This window comes from Burkholderia sp. 10_S31, assembly GCF_056930375.1.
The window spans coordinates 185,619-209,868 of the sequence record NZ_JBXOWK010000003.1 but is presented as its reverse complement, the minus strand read 5'-3'; the positions used below and the strand labels follow the sequence as shown (position 1 = coordinate 209,868).

General features: G+C 66.3%; 25 protein-coding genes. 14 read left to right on the top strand and 11 right to left on the bottom strand.

What is annotated here, in order from left to right; all coding sequences use genetic code 11:
- Positions 1–15: 15 nt before the first annotated feature.
- From pcaF to paaK, 4 genes are read left to right on the top strand one after another with little or no spacing between them, the layout of a single operon-like run.
- On the top strand, positions 16–1,218 hold the full coding sequence (gene pcaF, locus AC1Z3W_RS20965) for a 3-oxoadipyl-CoA thiolase (RefSeq protein ID WP_483508387.1): 1,203 nt from the start codon (positions 16–18) through the stop codon (positions 1,216–1,218).
- A 57-nt stretch (positions 1,219–1,275) separates the two neighbouring features.
- Positions 1,276–2,067, top strand: coding sequence for a 2-(1,2-epoxy-1,2-dihydrophenyl)acetyl-CoA isomerase PaaG (gene paaG, locus AC1Z3W_RS20960; protein ID WP_057924678.1), 792 nt, complete (start codon positions 1,276–1,278; stop codon positions 2,065–2,067).
- 1 nt (position 2,068) lies between these two features.
- On the top strand, positions 2,069–2,521 hold the full coding sequence (gene paaI / locus AC1Z3W_RS20955; RefSeq protein WP_057924679.1) for a hydroxyphenylacetyl-CoA thioesterase PaaI: 453 nt from the start codon (positions 2,069–2,071) through the stop codon (positions 2,519–2,521).
- Positions 2,522–2,559: 38 nt separating this feature from the next.
- Positions 2,560–3,858 (top strand): phenylacetate--CoA ligase PaaK, encoded by a 1,299-nt coding sequence (gene paaK / locus AC1Z3W_RS20950; protein WP_057924680.1) that lies wholly within the window; start codon positions 2,560–2,562, stop codon positions 3,856–3,858.
- A 130-nt stretch (positions 3,859–3,988) separates the two neighbouring features.
- On the opposite strand, the gene mltA is transcribed toward paaK, so the two are convergent.
- Entirely contained in the window at positions 3,989–5,113 is a 1,125-nt protein-coding gene (gene mltA / locus AC1Z3W_RS20945) for a murein transglycosylase A (protein ID WP_483508386.1), read from the bottom strand.
- A gap of 28 nt (positions 5,114–5,141) precedes the next feature.
- Between mltA and AC1Z3W_RS20940 the strand changes: the two genes are divergently transcribed.
- Positions 5,142–5,285, top strand: coding sequence for a hypothetical protein (locus tag AC1Z3W_RS20940; protein ID WP_006758475.1), 144 nt, complete (start codon positions 5,142–5,144; stop codon positions 5,283–5,285).
- Positions 5,286–5,299: 14 nt separating this feature from the next.
- Here AC1Z3W_RS20940 and apaG read toward each other — a convergent pair whose 3' ends face one another.
- The gene (gene apaG, locus AC1Z3W_RS20935) at positions 5,300–5,674 is read right to left on the bottom strand and encodes a Co2+/Mg2+ efflux protein ApaG (protein ID WP_057924835.1); all 375 of its coding nucleotides are present in this window, start codon (positions 5,672–5,674) and stop codon (positions 5,300–5,302) included.
- 176 nt (positions 5,675–5,850) lie between these two features.
- On the opposite strand from apaG, the gene rpe reads away from it, so the two are divergent.
- The 8 genes from rpe (at position 5,851) to AC1Z3W_RS20895 (ending at position 13,166) form a co-directional block, all read left to right on the top strand.
- Positions 5,851–6,537: a ribulose-phosphate 3-epimerase gene (gene rpe / locus AC1Z3W_RS20930; RefSeq protein WP_006482066.1), complete on the top strand. Its 687-nt coding sequence runs from the start codon at positions 5,851–5,853 to the stop codon at positions 6,535–6,537.
- Positions 6,538–6,541: 4 nt separating this feature from the next.
- A complete protein-coding gene (locus AC1Z3W_RS20925; protein WP_057924681.1) occupies positions 6,542–7,297 on the top strand; it encodes a phosphoglycolate phosphatase in 756 nt (251 codons plus the stop codon).
- Between the two features lie 358 nt (positions 7,298–7,655).
- A complete protein-coding gene (gene trpE, locus AC1Z3W_RS20920; protein WP_057924682.1) occupies positions 7,656–9,149 on the top strand; it encodes an anthranilate synthase component I in 1,494 nt (497 codons plus the stop codon).
- A 12-nt stretch (positions 9,150–9,161) separates the two neighbouring features.
- Positions 9,162–9,761 (top strand): aminodeoxychorismate/anthranilate synthase component II, encoded by a 600-nt coding sequence (locus AC1Z3W_RS20915; RefSeq protein ID WP_057924683.1) that lies wholly within the window; start codon positions 9,162–9,164, stop codon positions 9,759–9,761.
- Between the two features lie 13 nt (positions 9,762–9,774).
- On the top strand, positions 9,775–10,806 hold the full coding sequence (trpD, locus tag AC1Z3W_RS20910) for an anthranilate phosphoribosyltransferase (RefSeq protein ID WP_057924684.1): 1,032 nt from the start codon (positions 9,775–9,777) through the stop codon (positions 10,804–10,806).
- A gap of 29 nt (positions 10,807–10,835) precedes the next feature.
- Complete coding sequence (gene trpC, locus AC1Z3W_RS20905; RefSeq protein WP_124834947.1) at positions 10,836–11,621, top strand: indole-3-glycerol phosphate synthase TrpC; 786 nt, start codon at positions 10,836–10,838, stop codon at positions 11,619–11,621.
- Positions 11,621–12,247 (top strand): CYTH domain-containing protein, encoded by a 627-nt coding sequence (locus AC1Z3W_RS20900; RefSeq protein WP_057924686.1) that lies wholly within the window; start codon positions 11,621–11,623, stop codon positions 12,245–12,247. Before trpC ends, AC1Z3W_RS20900 begins: the two co-directional genes overlap by 1 nt.
- 13 nt (positions 12,248–12,260) lie before the next feature.
- Positions 12,261–13,166 carry a uracil-DNA glycosylase gene (locus tag AC1Z3W_RS20895; RefSeq protein ID WP_124834948.1) on the top strand — a complete coding sequence of 302 codons (906 nt, stop codon included), beginning with the start codon at positions 12,261–12,263 and terminating at the stop codon, positions 13,164–13,166.
- A 110-nt stretch (positions 13,167–13,276) separates the two neighbouring features.
- Here AC1Z3W_RS20895 and AC1Z3W_RS20890 read toward each other — a convergent pair whose 3' ends face one another.
- The 4 genes from AC1Z3W_RS20890 to AC1Z3W_RS20875 all read right to left on the bottom strand — a co-directional run bounded on the left by AC1Z3W_RS20890 (position 13,277) and on the right by AC1Z3W_RS20875 (position 17,933).
- Positions 13,277–13,873: an FMN-dependent NADH-azoreductase gene (locus AC1Z3W_RS20890; protein WP_057924688.1), complete on the bottom strand. Its 597-nt coding sequence runs from the start codon at positions 13,871–13,873 to the stop codon at positions 13,277–13,279.
- 147 nt (positions 13,874–14,020) lie between these two features.
- The gene (locus AC1Z3W_RS20885; protein WP_057924689.1) at positions 14,021–15,820 is read right to left on the bottom strand and encodes a M61 family metallopeptidase; all 1,800 of its coding nucleotides are present in this window, start codon (positions 15,818–15,820) and stop codon (positions 14,021–14,023) included.
- Positions 15,821–15,935: 115 nt separating this feature from the next.
- A complete protein-coding gene (locus AC1Z3W_RS20880) occupies positions 15,936–16,664 on the bottom strand; it encodes a DsbC family protein (protein ID WP_057924690.1) in 729 nt (242 codons plus the stop codon).
- A 90-nt stretch (positions 16,665–16,754) separates the two neighbouring features.
- On the bottom strand, positions 16,755–17,933 hold the full coding sequence (locus AC1Z3W_RS20875; protein ID WP_057924691.1) for a UbiH/UbiF family hydroxylase: 1,179 nt from the start codon (positions 17,931–17,933) through the stop codon (positions 16,755–16,757).
- 246 nt (positions 17,934–18,179) lie between these two features.
- Here AC1Z3W_RS20875 and ychF point away from each other — a divergent pair, with 246 nt between their 5' ends.
- Positions 18,180–19,274 (top strand): redox-regulated ATPase YchF, encoded by a 1,095-nt coding sequence (ychF, locus tag AC1Z3W_RS20870; RefSeq protein ID WP_057924692.1) that lies wholly within the window; start codon positions 18,180–18,182, stop codon positions 19,272–19,274.
- 87 nt (positions 19,275–19,361) lie between these two features.
- On the opposite strand, the gene AC1Z3W_RS20865 is transcribed toward ychF, so the two are convergent.
- The 5 genes from AC1Z3W_RS20865 to AC1Z3W_RS20845 all read right to left on the bottom strand — a co-directional run bounded on the left by AC1Z3W_RS20865 (position 19,362) and on the right by AC1Z3W_RS20845 (position 24,175).
- Positions 19,362–19,787 (bottom strand): lysozyme inhibitor LprI family protein, encoded by a 426-nt coding sequence (locus AC1Z3W_RS20865; protein WP_483508385.1) that lies wholly within the window; start codon positions 19,785–19,787, stop codon positions 19,362–19,364.
- Entirely contained in the window at positions 19,784–20,284 is a 501-nt protein-coding gene (locus AC1Z3W_RS20860; RefSeq protein WP_057924694.1) for a glycoside hydrolase family protein, read from the bottom strand. Before AC1Z3W_RS20860 ends, AC1Z3W_RS20865 begins: the two co-directional genes overlap by 4 nt.
- A gap of 307 nt (positions 20,285–20,591) precedes the next feature.
- Positions 20,592–21,983 carry a GABA permease gene (gene gabP, locus AC1Z3W_RS20855; protein ID WP_483508384.1) on the bottom strand — a complete coding sequence of 464 codons (1,392 nt, stop codon included), beginning with the start codon at positions 21,981–21,983 and terminating at the stop codon, positions 20,592–20,594.
- Between the two features lie 473 nt (positions 21,984–22,456).
- Positions 22,457–22,813 carry an MmcQ/YjbR family DNA-binding protein gene (locus tag AC1Z3W_RS20850; RefSeq protein ID WP_124834952.1) on the bottom strand — a complete coding sequence of 119 codons (357 nt, stop codon included), beginning with the start codon at positions 22,811–22,813 and terminating at the stop codon, positions 22,457–22,459.
- A 99-nt stretch (positions 22,814–22,912) separates the two neighbouring features.
- Positions 22,913–24,175 carry an MFS transporter gene (locus AC1Z3W_RS20845; protein WP_057924696.1) on the bottom strand — a complete coding sequence of 421 codons (1,263 nt, stop codon included), beginning with the start codon at positions 24,173–24,175 and terminating at the stop codon, positions 22,913–22,915.
- Between the last annotated feature and the right edge of the window lie 75 nt (positions 24,176–24,250).

Below are 24,250 nucleotides of genomic sequence, written 5' to 3'. Positions count from 1 at the left end.
CACATCGACACCCCCATGACCGACGCCTATATCTGCGACGCAATTCGCACCCCCATCGGCCGCTACGGCGGCGCCCTGAAAGACGTTCGTGCCGACGATCTCGGCGCAGTGCCGCTCAAGGCGCTGATCGAACGCAACCGCAACGTCGACTGGTCGGCAATCGACGACGTGATCTACGGCTGCGCGAACCAGGCCGGCGAGGACAACCGCAACGTCGCACGCATGTCCGCGCTGCTCGCGGGCCTGCCGACCGCCGTGCCGGGCACGACGCTGAACCGGTTGTGCGGCTCGGGCATGGACGCCGTCGGCACAGCCGCGCGCGCGATCAAGTCGGGCGAGGCACGCTTGCTGATCGCAGGCGGCGTCGAAAGCATGACGCGTGCGCCGTTCGTGATGGGCAAGGCTGCGAGCGCGTTCGCTCGCCAGGCCGACATCCACGACACGACGATCGGCTGGCGCTTCATCAATCCGCTGATGAAGCAGCAATACGGCGTCGATTCGATGCCCGAGACGGCCGAGAATGTCGCGGTCGACTACAACATCAGCCGCGCCGATCAGGATCGGTTCGCGCTGCACAGCCAGCAGAAGGCCGCGCGTGCGCAGCAGGACGGCACGCTCGCCGCGGAAATCGTCCCGGTTACGATTGCGCAGAAGAAAGGCGACGCGCTCGTCGTCTCGTACGACGAGCATCCGCGCGAAACGTCGCTCGAAGCGCTCGCGAAGCTGAAGGGCGTCGTGCGCCCGGACGGGTCGGTGACGGCCGGCAACGCGTCGGGCGTCAACGACGGCGCATGCGCCCTGCTGCTCGCCAACGCTGACGCCGCCGATCAATACGGGCTGCACCGCCGCGCACGCGTCGTCGGCATGGCGACCGCCGGCGTCGAGCCGCGCGTGATGGGCATCGGCCCGGCGCCGGCCACGCAGAAACTGTTGCGCCAGCTCGGCATGACGATCGACCAGTTCGACGTGATCGAGCTGAACGAAGCGTTCGCGTCGCAAGGTCTCGCGGTGCTGCGCATGCTCGGTGTCGCCGACGACGATCCGCGCGTGAACCCGAACGGCGGTGCGATCGCGCTCGGCCACCCGCTCGGCGCATCGGGCGCCCGGCTCGTGACCACGGCGCTTCACCAACTCGAGCGTACGGGCGGCCGCTTTGCGCTCTGTACGATGTGCATCGGCGTCGGCCAGGGCATCGCAATCGCGATCGAACGCGTGTAACCGACGCGCCGCGCGCCTATAACGAAGTCATGAACGAAGTCATGAAGGAGACACTGCATGTCATATCAGGCGATCCAGGTGGATATCGATCAGGCTGCCCGCGTGGCCACGATCACCCTCAACCGTCCGGACAAGCTGAACAGCTTTACGCGGGCGATGCACCGCGAACTGCAGTCGGCACTCGATGAAGTCGAGGCAGCCGGTGCACGGGCGCTGATCCTGACGGGTGCGGGGCGAGGCTTCTGCGCGGGCCAAGACCTGGCCGACCTCGACTTCACGCCGGGCGCGTCCACCGACCTCGGCACGCTGATCGACGAGCATTTCAATCCGCTGATCCGCCGCCTGCAACGCACGCCAATTCCGGTGATCGCCGCCGTCAACGGCACGGCGGCCGGCGCCGGCGCGAATCTCGCGCTCGCATGCGACATCGTATTTGCCGCGCGCTCGAGCAGTTTCATCCAGGCCTTCGTCAAGATCGGGCTCGTGCCCGATTCGGGCGGCACATGGTTGCTGCCGCAACGCATCGGCATGGCCCGCGCGCTGGGCCTCGCACTGACCGGCGACAAGCTCGGCGCCGAACAGGCCGAACAATGGGGCTTGATCTGGCGCGCGGTCGACGACGATGCGCTTGCCGCGTCGGCCCGTCAGGTCGCCAACCAGCTCGCGCAGCAGCCGACGCTCGCGATCGCGTCGATCAAGCAGTCGATGCGCGACGGCATGACGAATACGCTCGACCAGCAGCTCGACCTCGAGCGCGACCTGCAGCGCAAGCTCGGCCAGTCGTACGACTACGCGGAAGGCGTGAAGGCGTTCATCGAGAAGCGCGCGCCGCGCTTCGAGGGGCGGTGACATGACCACGTCCACCGACACGCTCGCCCCCGATGCGCTCGCCCGTGCGACAGCGCGAGCCATGTACGACGCGGACGCCTGCAGCCGCGCGTTCGGCATGGAAATCGCCGAGGTACGCGCCGGCTACGCACGCCTGCAGATGCGCGTACGGCCGGAGTTCCTGAACGGACACCAGACCTGCCACGGCGGCATCATCTTCACGCTCGCCGATTCGACGTTCGCGTTCGCGTGCAACTCGTACAACCTGAATACCGTTGCAGCAGGCTGCTCGATCGAATACCTGCGTCCCGTACACGGCAACGAGCTGCTGACGGCCGAGGCGGTCGAACAGACGCGCAGCGGCCGGTACGGCATCTACGACATCCGCGTCACGAACCAGACAGGCGAAACAGTCGCGATGTTTCGCGGCAAATCGGCCCAGATCAAGGGTACGGTCCTTCCGGAAGACCGCTGACGTCCACGGCTCGCTCATAACAATCACTGGAGACAGGCATGACTACCCCGCTACCGCTCGAGCCGATCGAGACCGCCTCACGCGACGAGTTGACCGCGCTGCAGCTCGAACGCCTGAAATGGTCGCTCCGGCATGCGTATGAGCACTCCCCCGTCTATCGCCGCAAATTCGACGAAGCGGGCGTGCATCCCGACGACCTGAAGACGCTCGCCGATCTGTCGCGCTTCCCGTTTACGACCAAGAGCGATCTGCGCGACAGCTATCCGTTCGGGATGTTCGCGGTGTCGCAGGACCAGATCTCGCGCATCCACGCGTCGTCGGGCACGACCGGCAAGCCGACCGTCGTCGGCTACACGGCCCGCGACATCGATACGTGGGCGAATCTGGTTGCTCGCTCGATCCGTGCGGCCGGCGCGCGCCGCGGCGACAAGGTTCACGTCAGCTACGGCTACGGACTGTTCACGGGCGGGCTCGGCGCACACTACGGTGCCGAGCGCGCCGGGCTGACGGTGATCCCTTTCGGCGGCGGCCAGACCGAGAAGCAGGTGCAGCTGATCCAGGACTTCCGGCCCGACATCATCATGGTGACGCCGAGCTACATGCTATCGATCGCCGACGAAATCGAGCGTCAGGGCCTCGATCCCGCGCAAAGCTCGCTTCGCATCGGCATCTTCGGTGCTGAACCGTGGACCAACGACATGCGTGCGGCCATCGAGCAGCGGATGGGCATCGACGCGGTCGACATCTATGGGCTGTCCGAGGTGATGGGCCCAGGTGTCGCGTCGGAATGCGTCGAGACCAAGGACGGCCCGACGATCTGGGAAGACCACTTCTATCCGGAAATCATCGATCCCGAAACCGGCGAAGTGCTGCCGGATGGCGAGCTCGGCGAACTGGTCTTCACGTCGCTGACGAAGGAAGCGCTGCCGATCATCCGCTATCGGACGCGCGACCTCACGCGTCTGCTGCCCGGCACCGCCCGCACGATGCGCCGGATGGAGAAGATCACCGGGCGTTCGGACGACATGATGATCGTGCGGGGCGTCAACGTCTTCCCGACGCAAATCGAGGAACAGCTGCTGAAGCAACGCGCGCTCGCCCCGCACTATCAGATCGTGCTGACCAAGGAAGGGCCGCTCGACGTGCTGACGCTCAACGTCGAACCGTGTCCCGAAACGGCCCCCGACACGGCGGCGATCCACGCGGCCAGACAGGCGCTCGCGCACGACATCAAGTCGCTGATCGGTGTGACGGCCGTAATCAACGTGCTGCCCGTGAACGGAATCGAGCGCTCCGTCGGCAAGGCACGCCGCGTGATCGACAAGCGCAAGGGCTGATACCCGTCGTTATCCCATCGCCGCGCGAAGCAGCAATCGCGTACGCAAAAAAAACAGCCCGATCGCCGACGCCGATGGGGCTGTTTCGTTTCGATGCCCGGCTACCCGTGTACGCCGGCATCACCGCGCATCACGAATTCGGAAAGAGCAGCCACATCCGGCCGATCTGCTTCATCCGTCCGGCCTGGTCGCCGGCGTCGTCGCCGAGCCCCCAGAAATAGTCGGCCCGCACGCCACCCCGGATCGCGGAACCCGTATCCTGCGCGAACACGAGCCGGTTCATCGGCGTATTCGTCAGCGGACGCGTGGTCTGCAGGAACACGGGCGTGCCGAGCGGGATCGACGACGGATCGACCGCGATCGAACGCTCGGGCGTGAGCGGCACGCCGAGCGCACCGATCGGGCCGTCCGCGCCGCCGTGCGGCGCATCTTCCTTGGTCGGCATGTCGCGGAAGAACACGAAGCGCGGATTCGTGTCGAGCAACGCGTCGACGCGAGTCGGGTTCGCCTTCGCCCACGCCTTGATGCCCTGCATCGTCGCCTGAGCGGGCGTCAGCTCGCCGCGATCGAGCAGCCACTTGCCGATCGAGCGATACGGCTGGTTGTTGGTGCCGCCGAAGCCGACCCGCATCACCGAACCGTCGTCGAGCAGCACGCGTCCCGAACCCTGCACCTGCAGGAAGAACGCCTCGATCGGATCGTCGACCCACACGAGTTCGTTGCCGTTCAGGACGCCAGCGCGCTCGAGCTGCGCGCGAGCGGGCAGCGCGGCGCCGGCACGATAGCCGGCCGGCCAGCGATACAGCGCGTACTGGTAAGGACCGCGACGCACACGGGAACCGTGCAGCAGCGGCTCGTAATAGCCGGTCACGAGCCCGTCGAGCGTGCCGTCGGTGTTCGCCAGCTGAAACGGCGTGAAATACGTTTCGAAGAATGCACGCGCGCCGCTGACGTCGAGCTCGTCGAGCTGGTCGGCAGCCGCGCAGGCGCGCTGCCACGCCGGCTGGCGAGCAAGCCGCACGCAGTTCTGCCGCAGCGCGGCCGTCGCGCCGATCAGCGAATCGTCCTGCCAGCCCGGCACCTGCTGCCAAGCGACCGGCGTCAGCCGCTTCGCGGCGACCTGCCCCGGCACGATCGCCGCGCCGGTCGGCGGCTTGAGCGCCGACGTTCGCGTCGGCGCGCCGCCGCACGCAGCAAGCAGCGCGGCCGTCGCGGCCGCCGCAACCCAGCCGGCCACCCGGGGCCCAAACCACATACAATGTCCGTTCTTGATGGAAACCGCCATGTCAGATTTTCTCGACCAATATCCGATGCTCATCTTCGCGCTCGAAGCTTTCGTAGCGCTTGCCCTGCTGATCTTCATCGTCGTGTGGACGTCGTCGGGCAGGAAGAAGCACGCCCGCGGCAACGACCGCCAGCCACGCTGACCGGCCCCGCACGCTCAATGCAGCGTGCGCGGCATGTGCAGCGCAAACTCGTCGACCGGCGCATCGAACCGCTCGCCGTCCTCCGCCACGCAGAAGTACGCGCCGCGCATCGTGCCGACCGGCGTCGCGATCACGGCCCAGCTCGTGTATTCGAACTGTTCGCCCGGCTGCAGCAGCGGCTGGTGCCCGACGACGCCGAGCCCCTTCACTTCCTGCACGTGGTTTTCGCTGTCCGTAATGATCCAGTGACGCGCGATCAACTGCGCCGCGACCTGCCCCGTGTTGCGGATCGTCAGCGTGTACGCGAATGCGTATTGACGTCGATCGGGGTCGGATTGTTCCGGCAAGTAGCTGGTTTTCACCGAAACGGTGAACTGATACTGACTCATGGTGTTTCCGCTGTAGGTAACCGCCCGCGCCGACTCGAGCGGCCAGGCCGCGGCGCGCCGCATTGGTTCGGCATTCTATGCGGAATCGGGCCGCAACCGCACGGCCCGTCGCCGCGCACCGGGTCGCCGGACGGTAGAATGGCGGTTTTGCGCCGCAGCGTCCCCGCTCCCCTGTCATGACTCAATTCCGCATCGCTCCCAGCATCCTGTCGGCCGACTTTGCACGGCTCGGCGAAGAAGTCCGCAACGTGGTCGCCGCCGGCGCCGACTGGATTCACTTCGACGTGATGGACAACCATTATGTGCCGAACCTGACGATCGGCCCGCTCGTCTGCGAGGCGATCCGCCCGCACGTGCAGGTGCCGATCGACGTGCACCTGATGGTGCGCCCGGTCGACCGGATCGTGCCCGATTTCGCGAAAGCCGGCGCGAACCTGATCAGCTTCCACCCGGAAGGCTCGGATCACATCGACCGTACGCTGTCGCTGATCCGGGATCACGGCTGCAAGGCCGGCCTCGTGTTCAATCCGGCCACGCCGCTGAACTATCTCGACCACGTGATGGACCGCCTGGACTTCGTGCTGCTGATGTCGGTGAACCCCGGCTTCGGTGGCCAGTCGTTCATTCCGGAAACACTGAACAAGCTGCGCGAAGCGCGCGCGCGCATCGATGCGTACACGGAGCGCACCGGCCGCGAGATCCTGCTCGAGGTGGACGGCGGCGTGAAGGCCGACAACATCGCGGAGATCGCTGCGGCCGGCGCGGACACCTTCGTTGCGGGCTCGGCGATCTTCGGCAAGCCCGACTACCGCAAGGTGATCGACGAGATGCGCGCCGCGCTCGCCACCGTCGAACGGAGCTGACGCCGTGGCCGATTCCTCGCAAGCCGGTCAGGCACCGGCCGAAGCCGACGGCACGATCCGTTTTGCGGCGCCGCGCATCGCTGCGGCGCTGATCGACCTCGACGGCACGATGGTCGACACGGCCGACGATTTCACGGCCGGGCTGAACGGGATGCTCGCGCAGCTCGGCGCGCCGGCCACGTCGCGCGACGAGGTGATCGGCTATGTCGGCAAGGGCTCCGAGCATCTGATCCAGAGCGTGCTGAAGCCGCGCTTCGCGCCCGACGACGCGCACGCGCGCTTCGACGACGCGCTCGCGATCTACCAGACCGAGTACGCGAAGATCAATGGCCGTCACGCGCGCCTCTATCCCGAGGTCGCAGCCGGTCTCGATGCGTTGCACGCAGCCGGCATCCGGCTCGCGTGCGTGACGAACAAGCCGCACCGCTTCGCGGTCGAGCTGCTCGAGCAATACGGGCTGATCGATCGCTTCGGCATCGTGCTCGGCGGCGACAGCGTCGCGCGCAAGAAGCCCGATCCGCTGCCGATGCTGACGGCCTGCGACGCGCTCGGCGTCGCGCCGGACGCGGCGGTCGCGATCGGCGACTCGGAAAACGATGCACTGGCGGGCCGCGCGGCCGGCATGGCGACGCTAACGGTGCCGTACGGCTACAACCACGGCAAAGCTATACAAACGATAAATTCGGATGGTATAGTCGATTCGTTGCTGGTCGCAGCACGCGCGATCACCGCGCACAATGCCGGCCGGCCAACCATCTGATTATTTCTTCCATCCGCATGTTTCTGAATAAAAAACGGAGTCTGAGCAGCATCGACCGGGGAGCCTGGCCCTGGCGTCGCTGGTCGCACTAACCTCTTCGATGAGGTACGCTGAAGCACGTCTTCAGCGCCGTTTTTTATCTCGCTGCGCATCCGCGCGCCGATCGTCGCACCACCTCGAGTTCTACCGCGTCCGAACGCTTGCGTTCAGGATCGGCCGCAGGCTCGCGACGTTCACGCCCGGAGTGCCGGCCGGCAACAGGCACTTCTCGATCGACCGCCCTTTCGCCGACGGCAGCCCGCGCAGCGTCAAGTGATCCCTGGCGCACTCCGCCGCTCGTCCCGAACAGGACCGGAACATGACCGAACTCGAATTCCAATCGCTTGCGAACGAAGGCTACAACCGCATCCCGCTGATCGCGGAAGCGCTCGCCGACCTCGAAACGCCGCTGTCCCTCTACCTGAAGCTGGCCCAGCCTGAACGCGCGGGCGCGAACTCGTTCCTGCTCGAGTCGGTGGTCGGCGGCGAACGCTTCGGCCGCTATTCGTTCATCGGCCTGCCCGCCCGCACGCTGGTACGTACCCGCAACGGCGTGTCGGAAGTGGTGCGCGACGGCCAGGTCGTCGAGACGCACGACGGCGACCCGTTCGAATTCATCGAGTCGTTCCAGGCGCGCTTCAAGGTCGCGCAGCGCCCGGGCCTGCCGCGCTTCTGCGGCGGTCTCGCCGGCTATTTCGGCTACGACGCGGTGCGCTACATCGAGAAGAAGCTCGCGAACACCGCACCGCGCGACGATCTCGGCCTGCCTGACATCCAGTTGCTGCTCACCGAGGAAGTCGCGGTGATCGACAATCTCGCCGGCAAGCTCTACCTGATCATTTACGCGGATCCGGCCCAGCCCGAGGCTTACACGAAGGCGAAACAGCGCCTGCGCGAGCTGAAGCAGCGCCTGCGCACGACCGTGCAGCCGCCCGTCACGTCGGCGAGCGTGCGCACCGAGACGTTCCGCGAGTTCAAGAAGGAAGACTATCTGGCCGCCGTGCGCCAGGCGAAGGAATACATCGCTGCCGGCGAACTGATGCAGGTCCAGGTCGGCCAGCGACTGACGAAGCCGTATCGCGACAATCCGCTGTCGCTGTATCGCGCGCTGCGTTCGCTGAATCCGTCGCCGTACATGTATTACTACAACTTCGGCGATTTCCACGTGGTCGGCGCGTCGCCGGAAATCCTGGTCCGCCAGGAAAAGCGCGGCGAAGACCAGATCGTCACGATCCGTCCGCTCGCCGGCACGCGTCCGCGCGGCAACACGCCCGAGCGCGATGCCGAACTCGCGACCGAACTGCTGAACGATCCGAAGGAAATCGCCGAGCACGTGATGCTGATCGACCTCGCGCGCAACGACGTCGGCCGCATCGCGGAAATCGGTTCGGTGCAGGTGACCGACAAGATGGTGATCGAAAAGTACTCGCACGTGCAGCACATCGTCAGCTCGGTCGAAGGCAAGCTGAAGCCCGGCATGACGAACTACGACGTGCTGCGCGCGACGTTCCCGGCCGGCACGCTGTCCGGTGCGCCGAAAGTGCGCGCGATGGAACTGATTGACGAGCTCGAACCGATCAAGCGCGGGCTGTACGGCGGTGCCGTCGGCTACCTGTCGTTCTCGGGCGAGATGGATCTCGCGATCGCGATCCGCACGGGCCTGATCCACAACGGCAACCTGTATGTGCAAGCGGCGGCCGGCGTCGTCGCCGACTCGGTGCCCGAATCCGAATGGCAAGAGACCGAGAACAAGGCGCGCGCGGTGCTGCGTGCGGCCGAACAGGTCCAGGACGGCCTCGATAGCGACTTCTGACGGAGACTGACCATGCTGCTCATGATCGACAACTACGACTCGTTCACCTACAACCTGGTCCAGTACTTCGGCGAACTGGGCGAGGACGTGCACACGTACCGCAACGACGAGATCACGCTCGACGAGATCGCGCGCCTGAATCCCGACACCATCTGCCTGTCGCCCGGCCCGAGCAACCCGCAGCACGCAGGCATCACGCTCGACGTGCTGCGCGAATTCGCGGGCAAGAAGCCGATCCTCGGCGTCTGCCTCGGCCACCAGGCGATCGGCGAAGCGTTCGGCGGCCGCGTCGTGCGCGCGAAGACCATCATGCACGGCAAGGTGAGCCGGATCGAAACCGACTGCCGCGGCGTGTTCGCCGACCTGCCGAAGCATTTCGACGTGACGCGCTACCACTCGCTCGCGATCGAGCGCGAATCGCTGCCCGACTGCCTCGAGGTGTCCGCATGGACCGACGACGGCGAGATCATGGGCGTGCGCCACAAGACGCTGCCGATCGAAGGTGTGCAGTTCCACCCGGAATCGATCCTGTCCGAGCACGGCCATGCGCTACTCGAGAATTTCCTGAAGCAGAATCGCGCAGCGGCCCACGCGGCCGCGCCGGCTGCGTGACGGGAGACGCACGATGACGATTACCCCGCAGGAAGCGCTGCAACGCACGATCGAGCACCGCGAAATCTTCCACGATGAGATGCTGCACCTGATGCGGCTCATCATGCGCGGCGACATGTCGCCCGTGATGGCGGCCGCGATCATCACCGGGCTGCGCGTGAAGAAGGAGACGATCGGCGAGATCGCCGCCGCCGCGACCGTGATGCGCGAATTCGCGAATCACGTCGAGGTGCCGGACAACTCGAACTTCGTCGACATCGTCGGCACGGGCGGCGACGGCGCGCACACGTTCAACATCTCGACCGCGTCGATGTTCATCACGGCAGCGGCCGGCGCGAAGGTCGCGAAGCACGGCAACCGCGGCGTATCGAGCAAGTCCGGCAGCGCCGACGTGCTCGAGGCGCTCGGCGTGAACATCGACCTGCAACCCGAGCAGGTTGCCGCATCGATCGCCGAAACCGGCATGGGCTTCATGTTCGCGCCGAACCACCATCCGGCGATGAAAAACATCGCGGCCGTGCGCCGCGAGCTCGGCGTGCGGACGATCTTCAACATCCTCGGCCCGCTGACCAATCCGGCCGGCGCGCCGAACCAGCTGATGGGCGTGTTCCACCCTGACCTCGTCGGCATCCAGGTGCGCGTGATGCAGCGCCTGGGCGCGCAGCACGTGCTGGTCGTGTACGGCAAGGACGGGATGGATGAAGTGTCGCTCGGCGCCGCGACGCTCGTCGGCGAATTGCGCGACGGCAAGGTGCACGAATACGAGATCCATCCGGAAGACTTCGGCTTGCAGATGGTGTCGAACCGCACGCTGAAGGTGGAAAATGCCGAGGAATCGCGCACGATGCTGCTCGGCGCGCTGGACAATCAGCCGGGCGTCGCGCGCGAGATCGTCACGCTGAACGCGGGCACCGCGCTCTATGCGGCCAATATCGCCGAATCGATCGCAGACGGCATCCAACTCGCCCGCGAAGCGATCGCGAGCGGCAAGGCACGCGCGAAAGTCGACGAACTCGTGCGCTTCACGCAGCAATTCAAGCGCTGACTCCCCTTACGAATCAAGCAGGAACCCACATGAGCGACATTCTCGACCGCATCATCGCCGTCAAGCGCGAAGAAGTCGCGGCGGCCATGCGCAGCACGCCGCTCGAGGCACTGAAACTCGAAGCGTCCACGCGCGACCTGCGCGACTTCGTCGGCGCGCTGCGCGCGAAGCAGGCGGCCGGCAACGCGGCAGTGATTGCCGAAGTAAAGAAGGCAAGCCCGTCGAAGGGCGTGCTGCGCGAACATTTCGTGCCGGCCGACATCGCGCGCTCGTATGCGGCACACGGCGCCGCATGCCTGTCGGTGCTGACCGATGAACAGTTCTTCCAGGGCAGCGTCCGCTATCTCCAGGAGGCACGCGCGGCCTGCACGCTGCCGGTGCTACGCAAGGACTTCATCGTCGACGCGTACCAGATCCTCGAGGCACGCGCGATGGGCGCCGACGCGATCCTGCTGATCGCCGCCGCGCTCGACACGCCGCTGATGCAGGAACTCGAGGCGTACGCGCACTCGCTCGGCCTCGCGGTGCTGGTCGAAGTGCACGATCGCAACGAGATGGAACAGGCGCTGACGCTGAAGACGCCGCTGCTCGGCATCAACAACCGCAACCTGCGCACGTTCGAGACGACGATCCAGACCACGCTCGACATGCTCGACATGATTCCGCAGGACCGCATGGTCGTGACCGAGTCGGGGATCCTGTCGCGCACCGAAGTCGACACGATGCGCGCGGCGAACGTGAACGCGTTCCTCGTCGGCGAAGCGTTCATGCGCGCCGACCAGCCGGGCGAGGAACTCGCGCGGATGTTCTTCTGATGGCGATCGAAAAGGAAATCAAGCTCGCGCTGCCGGCCGGCCAGGCCGATGCGGCGCGGCGTTTTTTCGAGACGCTGACCAGCGAAGCCGGCGACGTCATCGCGCTCGCGAACGTCTACTACGACACGCCCGATCTCGCGCTGGCCCGTTCCAAGAGCGCGGTGCGTGTGCGCCGCACGCCGCACGGCTGGTTGCAGACCTTCAAGACGGTCGGCAGCGCGGAAGCCGGCCTGCATAGCCGCCACGAATGGGAGTTGCCCGTCGCCGGCGATGCGCTCGAAATCGATGCGCTCGTCGCTGCGTGTGACGTGCCGGGCGCCGCCAGCGCATTGCGCGACGCGGCGCCCGCACTGCACGCGCTGTTCCGGACGGACTTTTCGCGTACGCTGTGGCGCATCGCAATCGGCGGCGCAACCGTCGAGGCCGCGGTCGACATCGGCGAGATCGTCGTCCAGGCGGAAAACGATACGCGCCGCGAACCGATCAGCGAAATCGAACTCGAACTGATCGACGGCCCGGAAGCAGCGCTCGCGACGCTCGCCGCCGAACTGCAGCAGGCGCTGCCGGGCCTCGCCCCCGAAAACATCAGCAAGGCGCAGCGCGGCTACCGGCTGCGCGCGCAATAAACCCGCATCACGCATGGCAACCCGCAAGACTCTCCGTACGCCACACCAGGCGTCGCTGTTCGACGATCCTGTACCGGAAACGGCGCAGGACGATGTTCCCGCCCCGGCGCCCGCGCCGGCCTCAGCCGGGCGCAAGCCCGCCAAAAAGGCCGCGGCAGCCGCCCCGGTTTCCGCCGCGCCGCGGCCCGTTGCCGCGGACGTCCCGCACCTCGCCGCGCAATTCGATGCATTGCCGGTCGTCTGGCGCGAGGTGCTGAAACCCTTCACCGACAGCGACGCGTATGCGCCGCTGTGCCGCTTCGTCGACGACGAGCGCGCGGCCGGCAAGACGGTCTACCCGACCGACGTGTTCCGTGCGCTGCGCCTGACGAGCCCGGACGATGTGAAAGTCGTGATCCTCGGCCAGGACCCGTACCACGGCGACGACCGCGGCACGCCGCAGGCGCACGGCCTTGCGTTCTCGGTGCCGCCTGCCGTGCGCACGCCGCCGTCGCTGCGCAACATCTTCAAGGAAATCGTCGCGAATTTCGGCCACGACACGCCGCGTCACGGCTGCCTCGATACCTGGGCGCGCCAGGGCGTGCTGCTGCTCAACACCGTGCTGACGGTCGAGCGCGGTGCGGCCGCGAGCCACGCGAAGCGCGGCTGGGAGCAATGCACGGACACGCTGATCCGCGAACTGGCCGGCCGCCATCGCGGGCTCGTGTTCATGCTGTGGGGCGCGCATGCGCAGGCGAAGCGCGCGCTGTTCGATGCGAGCGCGCACTGCGTGCTCGAGGCGCCGCATCCGTCGCCGCTGTCTGCACACCGCGGCTTCCTCGGTTGCCGCCACTTCGCGCTCGCGAACGACTATCTCGTCGAAGCGGGCCGCGAGCCGATCGACTGGCGCCTGCCTGAAGTGGCCGAAACGCTCGCGTAATCGCGTTTCGCTTTCGCTTTCGCACGCATCACGCGAAAACGCCGCGTCCCTTTCGGAACGCGGCGTTTTTTATCGGACGACGCAGCGGATGCAACGCACCCGCACCGGCCTTACGCAGCAGCGATCGCTTCGCGTGCGCTAGCAAGTGCCGCGCTCTGCGAATCCGGCCCGAGGTTCAGACCTTCGGCATGGATGAAGCTCACGTCGGTCATGCCGACGAAGCCGAGGAACGTGCGCAGGAACGGCGTCTGGCTGTCGTTCGGCGTGCCGGCGTACTTGCCGCCGCGCGCCGTCACCACATGAACCTTCTTGCCCGTGATCAGGCCTTCCGGGCCGTTCTCGGTGTAGCGGAACGTGACGCCTGCGCGGGCGATCCAGTCGAAATACGTCTTCAGTTGCGACGAGACGCCGAAGTTGTACATCGGTGCGCCGATCACGATGATGTCGGCAGCTTGCAGTTCGGCGATCAGCGCATCGCTCTTCGCGACGATCGCATTCTGTTCCGCATTACGCTTGTCGGCCGGCGTGAAGAACGCACCAAGCACCGATTCGTCGAGGTGCGGCAGCGCGTCGGCCAGCAGGTCACGAACCACGACCTTCGCGCCGGGGTTCGATTGTTGCAGCTTTGCCGTCAGTTCGTTGGCCAGCAGCGTGGACTGCGCACCTTGCGAGCGCGCCGCGGAATTGATTTGCAGAATGGTCGTCATGTCAGGCTCCAGTTAGGTTGCGCTTCGGTAGCGCGAGTGACGCCATTGTGCGTGGCCGAATGATCGCGAAAAAGCGGGTTCCGGGCGACGGATTGTTGCACCAACAGAACAATCCATGATCGCGCCCCGAAACCCGCTCACACATGCTCAGCCTTTCAGCCAGGCTTCCCGGGCCTTGTGCGCGGCGGCCGGCTTCGCGGCCGCCGTAAGCCGGTAGCGTGAGACTTCCGGCCCGTCCAGCTTCAGTTTCACGGTCCGCAGCTCGTCGCGGCGGAACGCGTGCACCTCCACCTTGTCGCCCGGCCGGTAGCGCGCAAGCAGCGTGTCGAGATTCGTGCCGGTAACCCGCAGCCCGTCGACCGCGATCAGCGTGTCGCCAGCCGACAGCCCTGCACGATGCGAACCGCCGCCTTCGTAGACCGCCGCCAGCGTGCAGTCCGCACCGCCGCGCAGGCGCGCGCCGATCGTCGGCTTCGCAGCCGCGCCGGACGCGACCTCGGGCGCGAGCGCCACGCCGAACGGCGCGAGCAGTTCGGCGAGCGGCAGGTCGCGCGTGCCGTACACGGCGTCTGCGAACAGCCGGCCGAGTGCGACGCCCGTGGCTTCCTCGATCAGCGTCTCGACCTCGTGTTCCTCGACGCCCGCCTGCTTGCCGCGATAGAACTCTCGGCCGTAGCGCTGCCACAGCAGACGCATCACGTCGTCGAGCGACTTGCGGTTGCGCGTCTGCGCGCGGATCGCGAGATCGAACGCGAGCGCGACGAGCGAGCCCTTCGTGTAGTAGCTGACGATCGCGTTGGTCGCGTTCTCGTCCTGCCGGTAATACTTGACCCACGCGTCGAACGAGCTTTCCGCGACGCTTTGCTTCAGGCGCCCCGTGCCGCGCAGCACACCGCCGACGGTACGGCCGAGCGCCGCGAAATATTCGTCCTGCGACATCAGCCCGCTGCGCACGAGCATCAAGTCGTCGTAATACGACGTGAAGCCCTCGAACAGCCACAGCAGCGACGTGTAGTTTTCCCGCGCGAGGTCGTACGGCACGAACGCGGCCGGCTTGATGCGCTTCACGTTCCACGTGTGGAAATACTCGTGGCTGCAAAGGCCGAGATACGTGCGATAGCCTTCCGTCGTTTCCTGCCGGCCCTTCACCGGCAGGTCGGTGCGGTTGCAGATCAGCGCGGTCGACGCACGATGTTCGAGGCCGCCGTAGCCGTCGCTGACCGCGAGCGTCATGAACACGTAGCGGTCCATCGGTGCCTTCCTCGATTTCGGCTCGAACAGCGCGATCTGCGCTTCGCACACGCGCTTCAGGTCGGTGCGCAGCCGCTCCATGTCGAGCTGCGTGACGCGCCCGGCGATCACGATGTCGTGCGGCACGCCGTGTGCGTCAAAGGTCGCCAGTGCGAACTCGCCGATCGTCACCGGATGGTCGGCGAGCTCGTCATAGTTCGACGCGCGATACGCGCCGAACCCGTAGCGCCTGGTGCCGCGCGCCTCAGGTAGCGACGTGCCGACGCGCCACGTGCGGAACGCGGCCCCCGCCGGTTTCGCGATGTCGACTTCGCACGGCGCATCCTCGCGACCGGCGACGCTCAAGAACACGGCCGTGGCGTTGAAGAAGCCGCCCGATTCGTCAAGATACGCGGAGCGGACCGACAGGTCCCACGCATACACGTCGTAGCGCAGCGTCAGCGTGCCGTTCACCGGCGCGGCCTGCCATGTGTTCTTGTCGGTTTTCGCGATCCGCACCTTGCGGCCCGTGTCGTTGAACGCGGCGAGCGTCACGATGTTGCGCGCGAACTCGCGCACGAGGTAGCTGCCCGGAATCCACACCGGCAGCGAGAAGCGCTGGCCTGCGGGATCGGGATCGGTGACCGTCACCGACACTTCGAACAGGTGCGCGGCAAGATCTTTCGGGGCAATCGAATAACGGATCGGCTGGGTCATCGTGGCAATCGGTCGAAAATCGGACGGAATACGGCGGCGGAAACGAAGAGAGGCGCCGGCAAATATCGCGGGCGCCCCTCGCTGGCCGGGCCACGCGGCCCGGCGTGTCGGTCGGTTACTTGCTCGACGCGAGCGCCTGGTTCAGCTGGTCGGCCGACACCGCGCCCGGCAGCCGACGGCCGTCGGGCAGGAAGATCGTCGGCGTGCCGGTGACGTTCATCCCGCGGCCAAGCGCGAGGTTCTTGTCGAGCGCGCTCGTATCGCAGTTGCCGGCGCCGGACGGTGCGCGATGGTCGAGCATCCAGCCCTCCCAGGTTTTCGCGCGGTCGGTCGCGCACCAGATCGCCTTCGACTTGGTGGTCGAATCGGGCGACAGCACCGGGTACAGGAAGGTGTAGACGGTCACGTTGTCGATCGACTGAAGCGTCGTCTCGAGCCGCTTGCAGTACGGGCAGTTCGGATCGGAGAACACCGCGATCTTGCGTGCGCCGTTGCCCTTGACGACCTTGATCGCGTTGGCGAGCGGCAGGCTCGCGAAGTCGATCTTGTTGAGGTCGGACAGGCGTGCGTCGGTCAGGTTCTTGTGCGTCTTGGTGTCGACGAGATCGCCGAGCAGCACGTAGTCGCCGGCTGCGTCGCTATAGATGATCTGCGTGCCGAGGTTGACTTCGTACAGGCCCGCGACCGGCGATTTCGACACGCTCTTGATCGGCGCGTCGCTGCCGAGACGCGCTTGCAGCGTGGCTTTCAGCTTGTCCGTGGTTTGGTCGGCCTGCGCGCTGCAGCCGAGCGTCGCCATCGTGACGGCCAGCGCCAGCGATGCGATGCGGATCGTTTTTTTCATCCTGTTGTTCCTTCAGCTCAATCGGAGTGCACGTCACAGTGTACGCCGTAACGGAGCCCTGTCCGACAAGCCGGGGACGCGAAGGTTCGATCAGCCGAGCGCGGCCGACACGAGCCAGCGCTTCACGAGCGGCTGCGCGCCGACGAACGCCATGCCCGCGTTGCGCACGGCCTTCGCGAACGAGCCGGGCACCGCGAAGAGCCGCTGCAGCCCGTCGGTCGCGACCATCAGCGCGCGGATGTCCTCGCGGCGAGAACGCTCGTAGCGGCGCAGCAGCACCGTGTCGCCGAGGTTGCGGAAGCTCTCCTTGTTCGCGATCGCATCGGCGAGCGCCGCGACATCGCGCAGCCCGAGGTTCATCCCCTGCCCCGCGAGCGGGTGGATCAGGTGTGCGGCATCGCCGACGAGCGCGACGCGCGGGGCGATCAGCTTGTCGACGGTTTGTAGCGCGAGCGGGAAACCGGCTGCGGGCGTCACGCATTCGAGCGCGCCGACCCGGCCGTGCGACACGCGCTCGACCTCGGCCGCGAGTTGCGCGGGATCGAGCGCGAGCAGTTCGTCCGCGTGCGCGGTGTGCGCGGACCACACGAGCGATACATGACCGTCCGGCAGCGGCAGCAACGCGACGATCTCGCCGTCGCGGAACCATTGGCTGGCAGCCTCGCGGTGCGGGAGCGACGCCTTGAAGTTCGCGACGACGCCCGTCTGCCGGTAATCGCGCCGCTCGATCCTGGCCCCCATCTGGGAGCGCACCCACGAATGCGCGCCATCCGCGCCGACCACGAGGTCCGCTTCGAGCACTTGCCCCGACGACAGCGTGAGCACGGCCGCGTCGTCGCGTACGTCGAAGCCCTGCGCGCGCGCGTCGAACCACGTGAGGTTCGGCTGGAACCGCAGTGCGGCGTCGAGCGACGCCTCGATCAGCGACGATTCGGCGATCCACGCGAGCTGCGGCACGGAGGCCTGATACGCGGAGAAATGCAGCTCCGCGTGCGCATCGCCGTACACGCGCATGTCGTAGACCGGCGCGAGCCGGCCATGGTCGAGCGCCTGCCAGACCCGCAGCCGCTCGAGCAATGCCTGCGAGCTGGACGACAGCGCGTAGATGCGCGTGTCGAACGCGAGATCGGCGGGGCGCGGTGTGGCCGGCTGGGCGAGCAAGGCGGTCTTGTAGCCGGACTGGGTCAGCGCGAGCGCGGCCGTCTTGCCGACAAGCCCGCCGCCGACCACGGCGACGTCGAAGGTGTGGTGGGCAGTCATGGCGGGCATTATAGCTGCGGGGCCCATCCCTTACGCGGCCGGACTTTGCGGGAAATCAGCAGAATCGCGGGCCGGCCCGGCAGCGTAGCGGCCGGTCACATCAGGCGTTCGGGGGAAGGCCGGAAACCGGGCGTCGGCACGGTACAATAGCGCCTTTGAACGTCGGCCCGCCGCGCCCCAGGCGCCGGCCGTCCCTATTTTCCCGCGCCGCCGTGCCTTGTCCGGCCGCGCCGCTCCACCCGTCCGAAGGATTCCATGAGTCTCAAATGCGGCATCGTCGGCTTGCCCAACGTCGGCAAGTCCACCCTGTTCAATGCGCTGACCAAGGCCGGCATCGCCGCCGAGAACTACCCGTTCTGCACGATCGAGCCGAACGTCGGCATCGTCGAAGTGCCCGACACGCGCCTGAAGGCGCTCGCCGAAATCATCAGCCCCGAGCGCGTCGTGCCGGCCGTCGTCGAATTCGTCGACATCGCGGGCCTCGTCGCGGGCGCGAGCAAGGGTGAAGGCCTCGGCAACCAGTTCCTCGCGAACATCCGCGAAACCGATGCGATCACGCACGTCGTACGCTGCTTCGAGGACGACAACGTCATCCACGTCGCCGGCAAGGTCAGCCCGATCGACGACATCGAAGTGATCAACACCGAACTCGCGCTCGCCGACCTCGGCACTGTCGAGAAGGCGCTCACGCGCTACTCGAAGGCCGCGAAGTCGGGCAACGACAAGGAAGCGGTGAAGCTCGCCGCGGTGCTCGAAAAGGTGCGCGCGCACCTCGACCAGGGCAAGGCCGTGCGCGGCCTCGATCTGTCGGACGACGAGCAGGCGCTGCTCAAGCCGTTCTGCCTGATCACCGCGAAGCCGGCAATGTACGTCGCGAACGTGAAGGATGACGGCTTCGAGAACAACCCGCACCTCGACGCGGTACGCAAGTACGCGGAAGCCGAGAATTCGCCGGTGGTCGCGGTGTGCGCGGCGATCGAGGCGGAAATCGCCGATCTCGACGATGCGGACAAGGAAGCGTTCCTCGCCGACATGGGCATGGAAGAGCCGGGCCTCGACCGCGTGATCCGCGCGGGCTTCAAGCTGCTCGGCCTGCAGACCTACTTCACCGCGGGCGTGAAGGAAGTGCGCGCGTGGACGATCCACATCGGCGACACGGCGCCGCAAGCAGCCGGCGTGATCCACACCGACTTCGAGCGCGGCTTCATCCGCGCGCAGACGATCGCATTTGACGACTTCATCACGTACAAGGGTGAACAGGGTGCGAAGGAAGCCGGCAAGATGCGCGCGGAAGGGAAGGAATATGTCGTGCACGACGGGGACGTGATGAACTTCCTGTTCAACGTCTGACACATCGACAGACACCGCCTCTCGCAGTGTCACGGCACCCCGGAAAGGCCCGCTGAAGTAGCGGGCCTTTTTTCATTCCGCATTGGTTCATGAAGGTTTGCGGGAGGTGCTCGCGGACAATCTTTTCGTCATTTCCTTCGTCGCCTCCGCTGCACAGATCGCCTGTGCTGCGGGACGCATTGACCCGTCACCCCATGCGTTACGCGTCGATTTTTTGCATGATGCGTCGCGCGCCCTCTTCCACTTCGCAATCTGCGCGTCGAGCGCCTTCTTGCGCCGCGGCTGCTCGCCCGCCTGTTTATCGACGACGCGCTGCAATTCCCGCTCGGCGACAAGTTGATCGCGCCAAGCGCAGAAATTCATGCTCGTCTGATTCGAATAGCAGTCGCTGAGCAACGCATTGACCTCGCTTGCCGGCAAACCACTGCGTGCTGCTATCTCGTCGGCTGGCGTCGGACCGGCACATGCATTCATCGACACCAGCACGAACAAACCTATCATGGCCCGTCTCACTGTGCCCTCTGTTGTGGCTGAAACGGCGCCGATTCGAGCCGACGCCGATTGACAAGACCGTTCGAACGGACCGGTGCCAGGCGACGCCCGTTCTCGTCTCGCGGATGAATCCAGACGAGCTGAATCATGTGTGACACCACGCCAGCATCATCGCTCTGATTCGCCGAATGCAGCGCGGCCAGCGCGCCTGTATTACCGGCATTGTATGTATAGCTGACGAGTTCATCGAATTGCACCTGCGTCAATTGCCGAGTTGAGACATGTCGTCGCACGGCGGCCTCCGCCCGTCTGACACGGGCTGCGAGTTGCGCATTCACCTGCGTCGTCGTAACCGGCCTGCGCAATTCTTCCGGGGTGCAAGGCCCGGTATGAGCAAGCGTCCCGACACCATAAGTGCAGTTGTTTGCCTGATCGTTGTAGTAGGCCATCACCGCGCTTTCCCGCCGACGCAGCTCGGCCCAGCCCGCTTCACTCAATCGCATGCTCTCATTCGCCATCTGTCACCCTCCCGGCACGACCGCTAATCGCGAGTCGACTTCATCATTCACTTCGGTTGTCGAAGCGAACAATGTATGAAGTTGCCGTTGTCGATGAAATCAGACGAGTTCGATTTTTGTGAGTCCAGATGTCGATGCCGCGCCATGTTGCGGAACGGCCTGCATCGCCAGGGGCAAGCGCATCTGCTTACTCATGAAAAACAAATGGCCCGACCGGCACATGCCGATCGGGCCATTTTCACGACGGGAATCCCCGCGCCGGCGGGCAGCAAACGCTCAGCGCAGCCGCCGCTCCATCACGTCGTCATCACATCGCCGATACCCGCCGCCCCGCCCACGCTTGCGCGTCGCGGCCGCGCTTGTTCAGCCACGACGCAAACAGCACGAGCAACGCGAGCACGGCCGTCGCGCCTACTTCCATCCGGTGTTCCTCGCTGACGAACATCACGGTCAGCGTGCCGCAGATGAACAGGATCACCGCCCACGTGAGCCACGGGAACAGCCACATCCGCAACGTGAGGTCGGCGCCGCTCGATTCGAGCGTCTTGCGCATCCGCAGCTGCGAGATCGCGATCACGAGATACACGAGCAGCGCGATCGCGCCCGACGTCGCCAGCAGGAAGCCGAACACCTGCTCCGGCATCAGGTAGTTCGCGATCACGGTCAGGAAACCGAACGCGGTCGATGCCAGCACGGCCGCACGCGGCGTGCCGGTCGCATCGGTGCGATGCAGGAAGGCGGGCGCGTCCTTGCGCTTGGACAGCGAGAACAGCATCCGCGATGCGGTGTACAGCGCGGAATTCAGGCAGCTCGCGACCGACACGAGCACGATCACGTCGATGATGGCCTTCGCGTTCGGGATGCCGATCAGCTCCATCGCGCGCTGATACGAGCCGTGCTTCGGCAGCAGCGGATCGTTCCACGGCACGATGGCCGCGACGACGAGGATCGAGCCGAGATAGAACAGCGTGATACGCCAGATGACGGAATTCGTTGCGCGCACGATCTGACGCTGCGGGTTGTCCGACTCGGCGGCCGCGATCGTCACGATCTCGGTGCCGAGGAACGAGAACATCGTCGTCAGCATCGCCGCGAGCACCGCGCCGGCGCCGTTCGGCATGAAGCCCTGGTGCACGAAGAGGTTCGATACGCCCGATACGGCCGGCGCGGGCACGATGCCGACGATCGCCGCACCGCCGATGCACAGGAACACGACGATCGCGACGACCTTGATCAGCGCGAACCAGAATTCGAATTCGCCGTAGTTCTTGACCGAGAAGAGGTTCGTGATCGTCAGCAGCAGCGTGATGCCGAGCGCGAAGATCCAGGTCGCGATGCCGGGGAACCATGCATTGAGAATGGTGGCGGCGGCGGTCGCCTCGATCGGAATCACGAGTACCCAGAACCACCAGTACAGCCAGCCGATGGCGAAGCCGGCCCAATGGCCGATCGCGCGATCGGCATAGGTCGAGAACGAACCGCTGTCGGGATGCGCGACGGCCATCTCGCCGAGCATGCGCATCACCAGCACGACCAGCACGCCCGCGATCGCATACGCGAGGATCGAAGCCGGACCGGCTTCCGCGATCGCATGGCCGGAGCCGACGAACAAGCCCGCGCCGATGACGCCCGCAATCGACATCATCGTCACGTGACGCTGCTTCAGGCCCGTGCCGAGGCCCGTGTTGCTTCCACTCATGTGTCTCTCTCCAAAAAACGGTTCCGGTACGACCGGGTGTCGCGTGAAGGCGGCGCGGGGAGTTGTCGTTGTTGAACCCGGCCGCCCGCCGCGCGTGCGCGGCACGTGGGCAGGAAGCCGGATCGAGCCTGTTCCGGTTCGGGGCGCGACGCAGGCTGCGAAGCTGCGGGTGCGATGCGGCGCTCAAGGGTGCCGGCGCATCGCGTGCGCCCTTTCCGTCGGCTGTCGGTCAGCCGCCTTCGAAGCGAAGGAGTGTAAGCACCAAACGGTTCTTCACTAAGAACCAATTGAAGAATTTCGATAGAACCACTTGTTGCATCGATGTGAATCGATGCAACGCTTGGTCCGGTTCGGCATTCACGCGAGCGCCGCCGGATCAAGCGATTGAAGGCGATACGGGTCGTCCGGTGTCGCGGCGACAAACGCGTCCGGTCGAAGTGGTTCGCGTGCCACGCAGGTGTTGCGCCGGCTGCTCAGTTCGCGCCGCCCGGCCCCTCGCCCTGCCCTTCGTCCCGCCATTTAGCCGGCACGATCGTGCGCCATGCGCGCAGAAGCAGGTTTTTCACGGCGTCGGGATGCGCGGCCGACAGACGCACCAGCACGATCGGCCAGCCCGCATAGTGGTCGGTCACGTAATACACGTCGGGCTCCGATTCGATCAGCCACGCCCGCTCGTCTGGGCCGACGCCCTTCACGACGAGCGTGTCGCCGTCCTCGCGCAGCCGCGCGAGCATCTTGCCCTTCACCCTGAGTGCAGGCGTGCCGTACGACGTGCCCTCCTCGACACCGCGCCATGCCAGCGCGATCTGCCGAACTTCGTCGAATGTCACGATGCGCCTCCGCCCGTCGATGATCGACGCCCGCACACCGTAGCAGAAATCGCGGATGACACCTGACCGCGAGGCGCCCGGCCGTGCCGCGACACCTACCTAGCGGCCGACCGCGCGCGCGGCCACCGGTGCGCGTCCGGTAGTGGCAACGATCGCGAACGCGATCGCATTGGCGACTGCGCTGGCCAGGATCGGCACGAGATAGCCGCCGCCCGCGTCGTAGATGAAACCGGCCGCGGCGGGCCCGATCAGCGTGCCGAACGCGACGCTCGTGTACAGCACGCCGATGATCGCGCTCACGTTGCGGCCGCCGAAATAGTCCATCACGACGGCGGGCAGCACGGCGACCCAGCCACCGTAGAACACGCCGAACACGAGTGCGAACGCGGCCAGCGTCGCAACGCTCCCCGCGCCGGCCCACGCGACGAGCGCGACGGCCATGCCCGCGAACATCGCGAGCAGCGACGCGCGGCGGCCGAAGCGGTCGGCGAGGCCGCCAAGGAAGAAGCGCCCTGCCGTGCTGCCGACGCCGATCGCGCCGAGCAGCAGCACGGCCGTCGACGGCGCAACACCATGATCGAGCGCGTACGGCACGAGGTGCACGAACGGCACGAAGACGCCGAACGAGCACACGAGACACGCGGCGTAGAGGCTCGCGAACGGTCGCGACGTCACGGCCTCGCGCACGGTCGCGCCGGCCGGTGCCGACGAAGCGGCGCCGGGCGGCGCGTCGCCCGCTTGCGTACGCGCCGCGTCGCCGTCGGGCAACAAGCCGCGCCCGCGCGGATCGTTCTCGATCAGCAGCGACATGCCCGCGCCCACCACCAACGCGATCGCCGCCAACGTGACATACGCGCCGCGCCAGCCAACGTGCGCGATCAGCGCGGATGCGAGCGGCGGCATCACGAGCGTGCCGACACCGATCCCGGCAACCGCAAGCCCCGACGCGAAACCGCGCCGCCGCACGAACCAGCGTTGCACGGCGCCGACGGCCGGCACATACGCACAGCCGACGCCGAAACCGACCCCGAGCCCGTATGCGACATAGACCTGCAGCAGCGTATGCGCGGCACCGGCCGCTGCGAGACCGGCGGCCGTCAGCAACATGCCGGCGATGGCGAGCCGCCGCGAGCCGAAGCGATCGGCAAGCGGGCCGCTGACGATGCCGAAGCCGAAATACAGGAAGCCGGCGAGCGAGAACACGAGCGAGATCTGCCCGCGCGAGGCGGCGAAATCCCGCTGCAGCGATTCGACGAACGCGCTGAACGTGTACGCACTGCCGAATCCGACGAACGTGACGGCGAATGCCGCCGCCACCACATACCAGCCGTAGAAGACGCGCGATGCGCGCGGGCTGCTCATGACGATGCTCCTCTCAGGTTTCGCCGGATGCCGCGCGGCATCCGGATTGCCTCATGGATATAGTTGAACTATGTT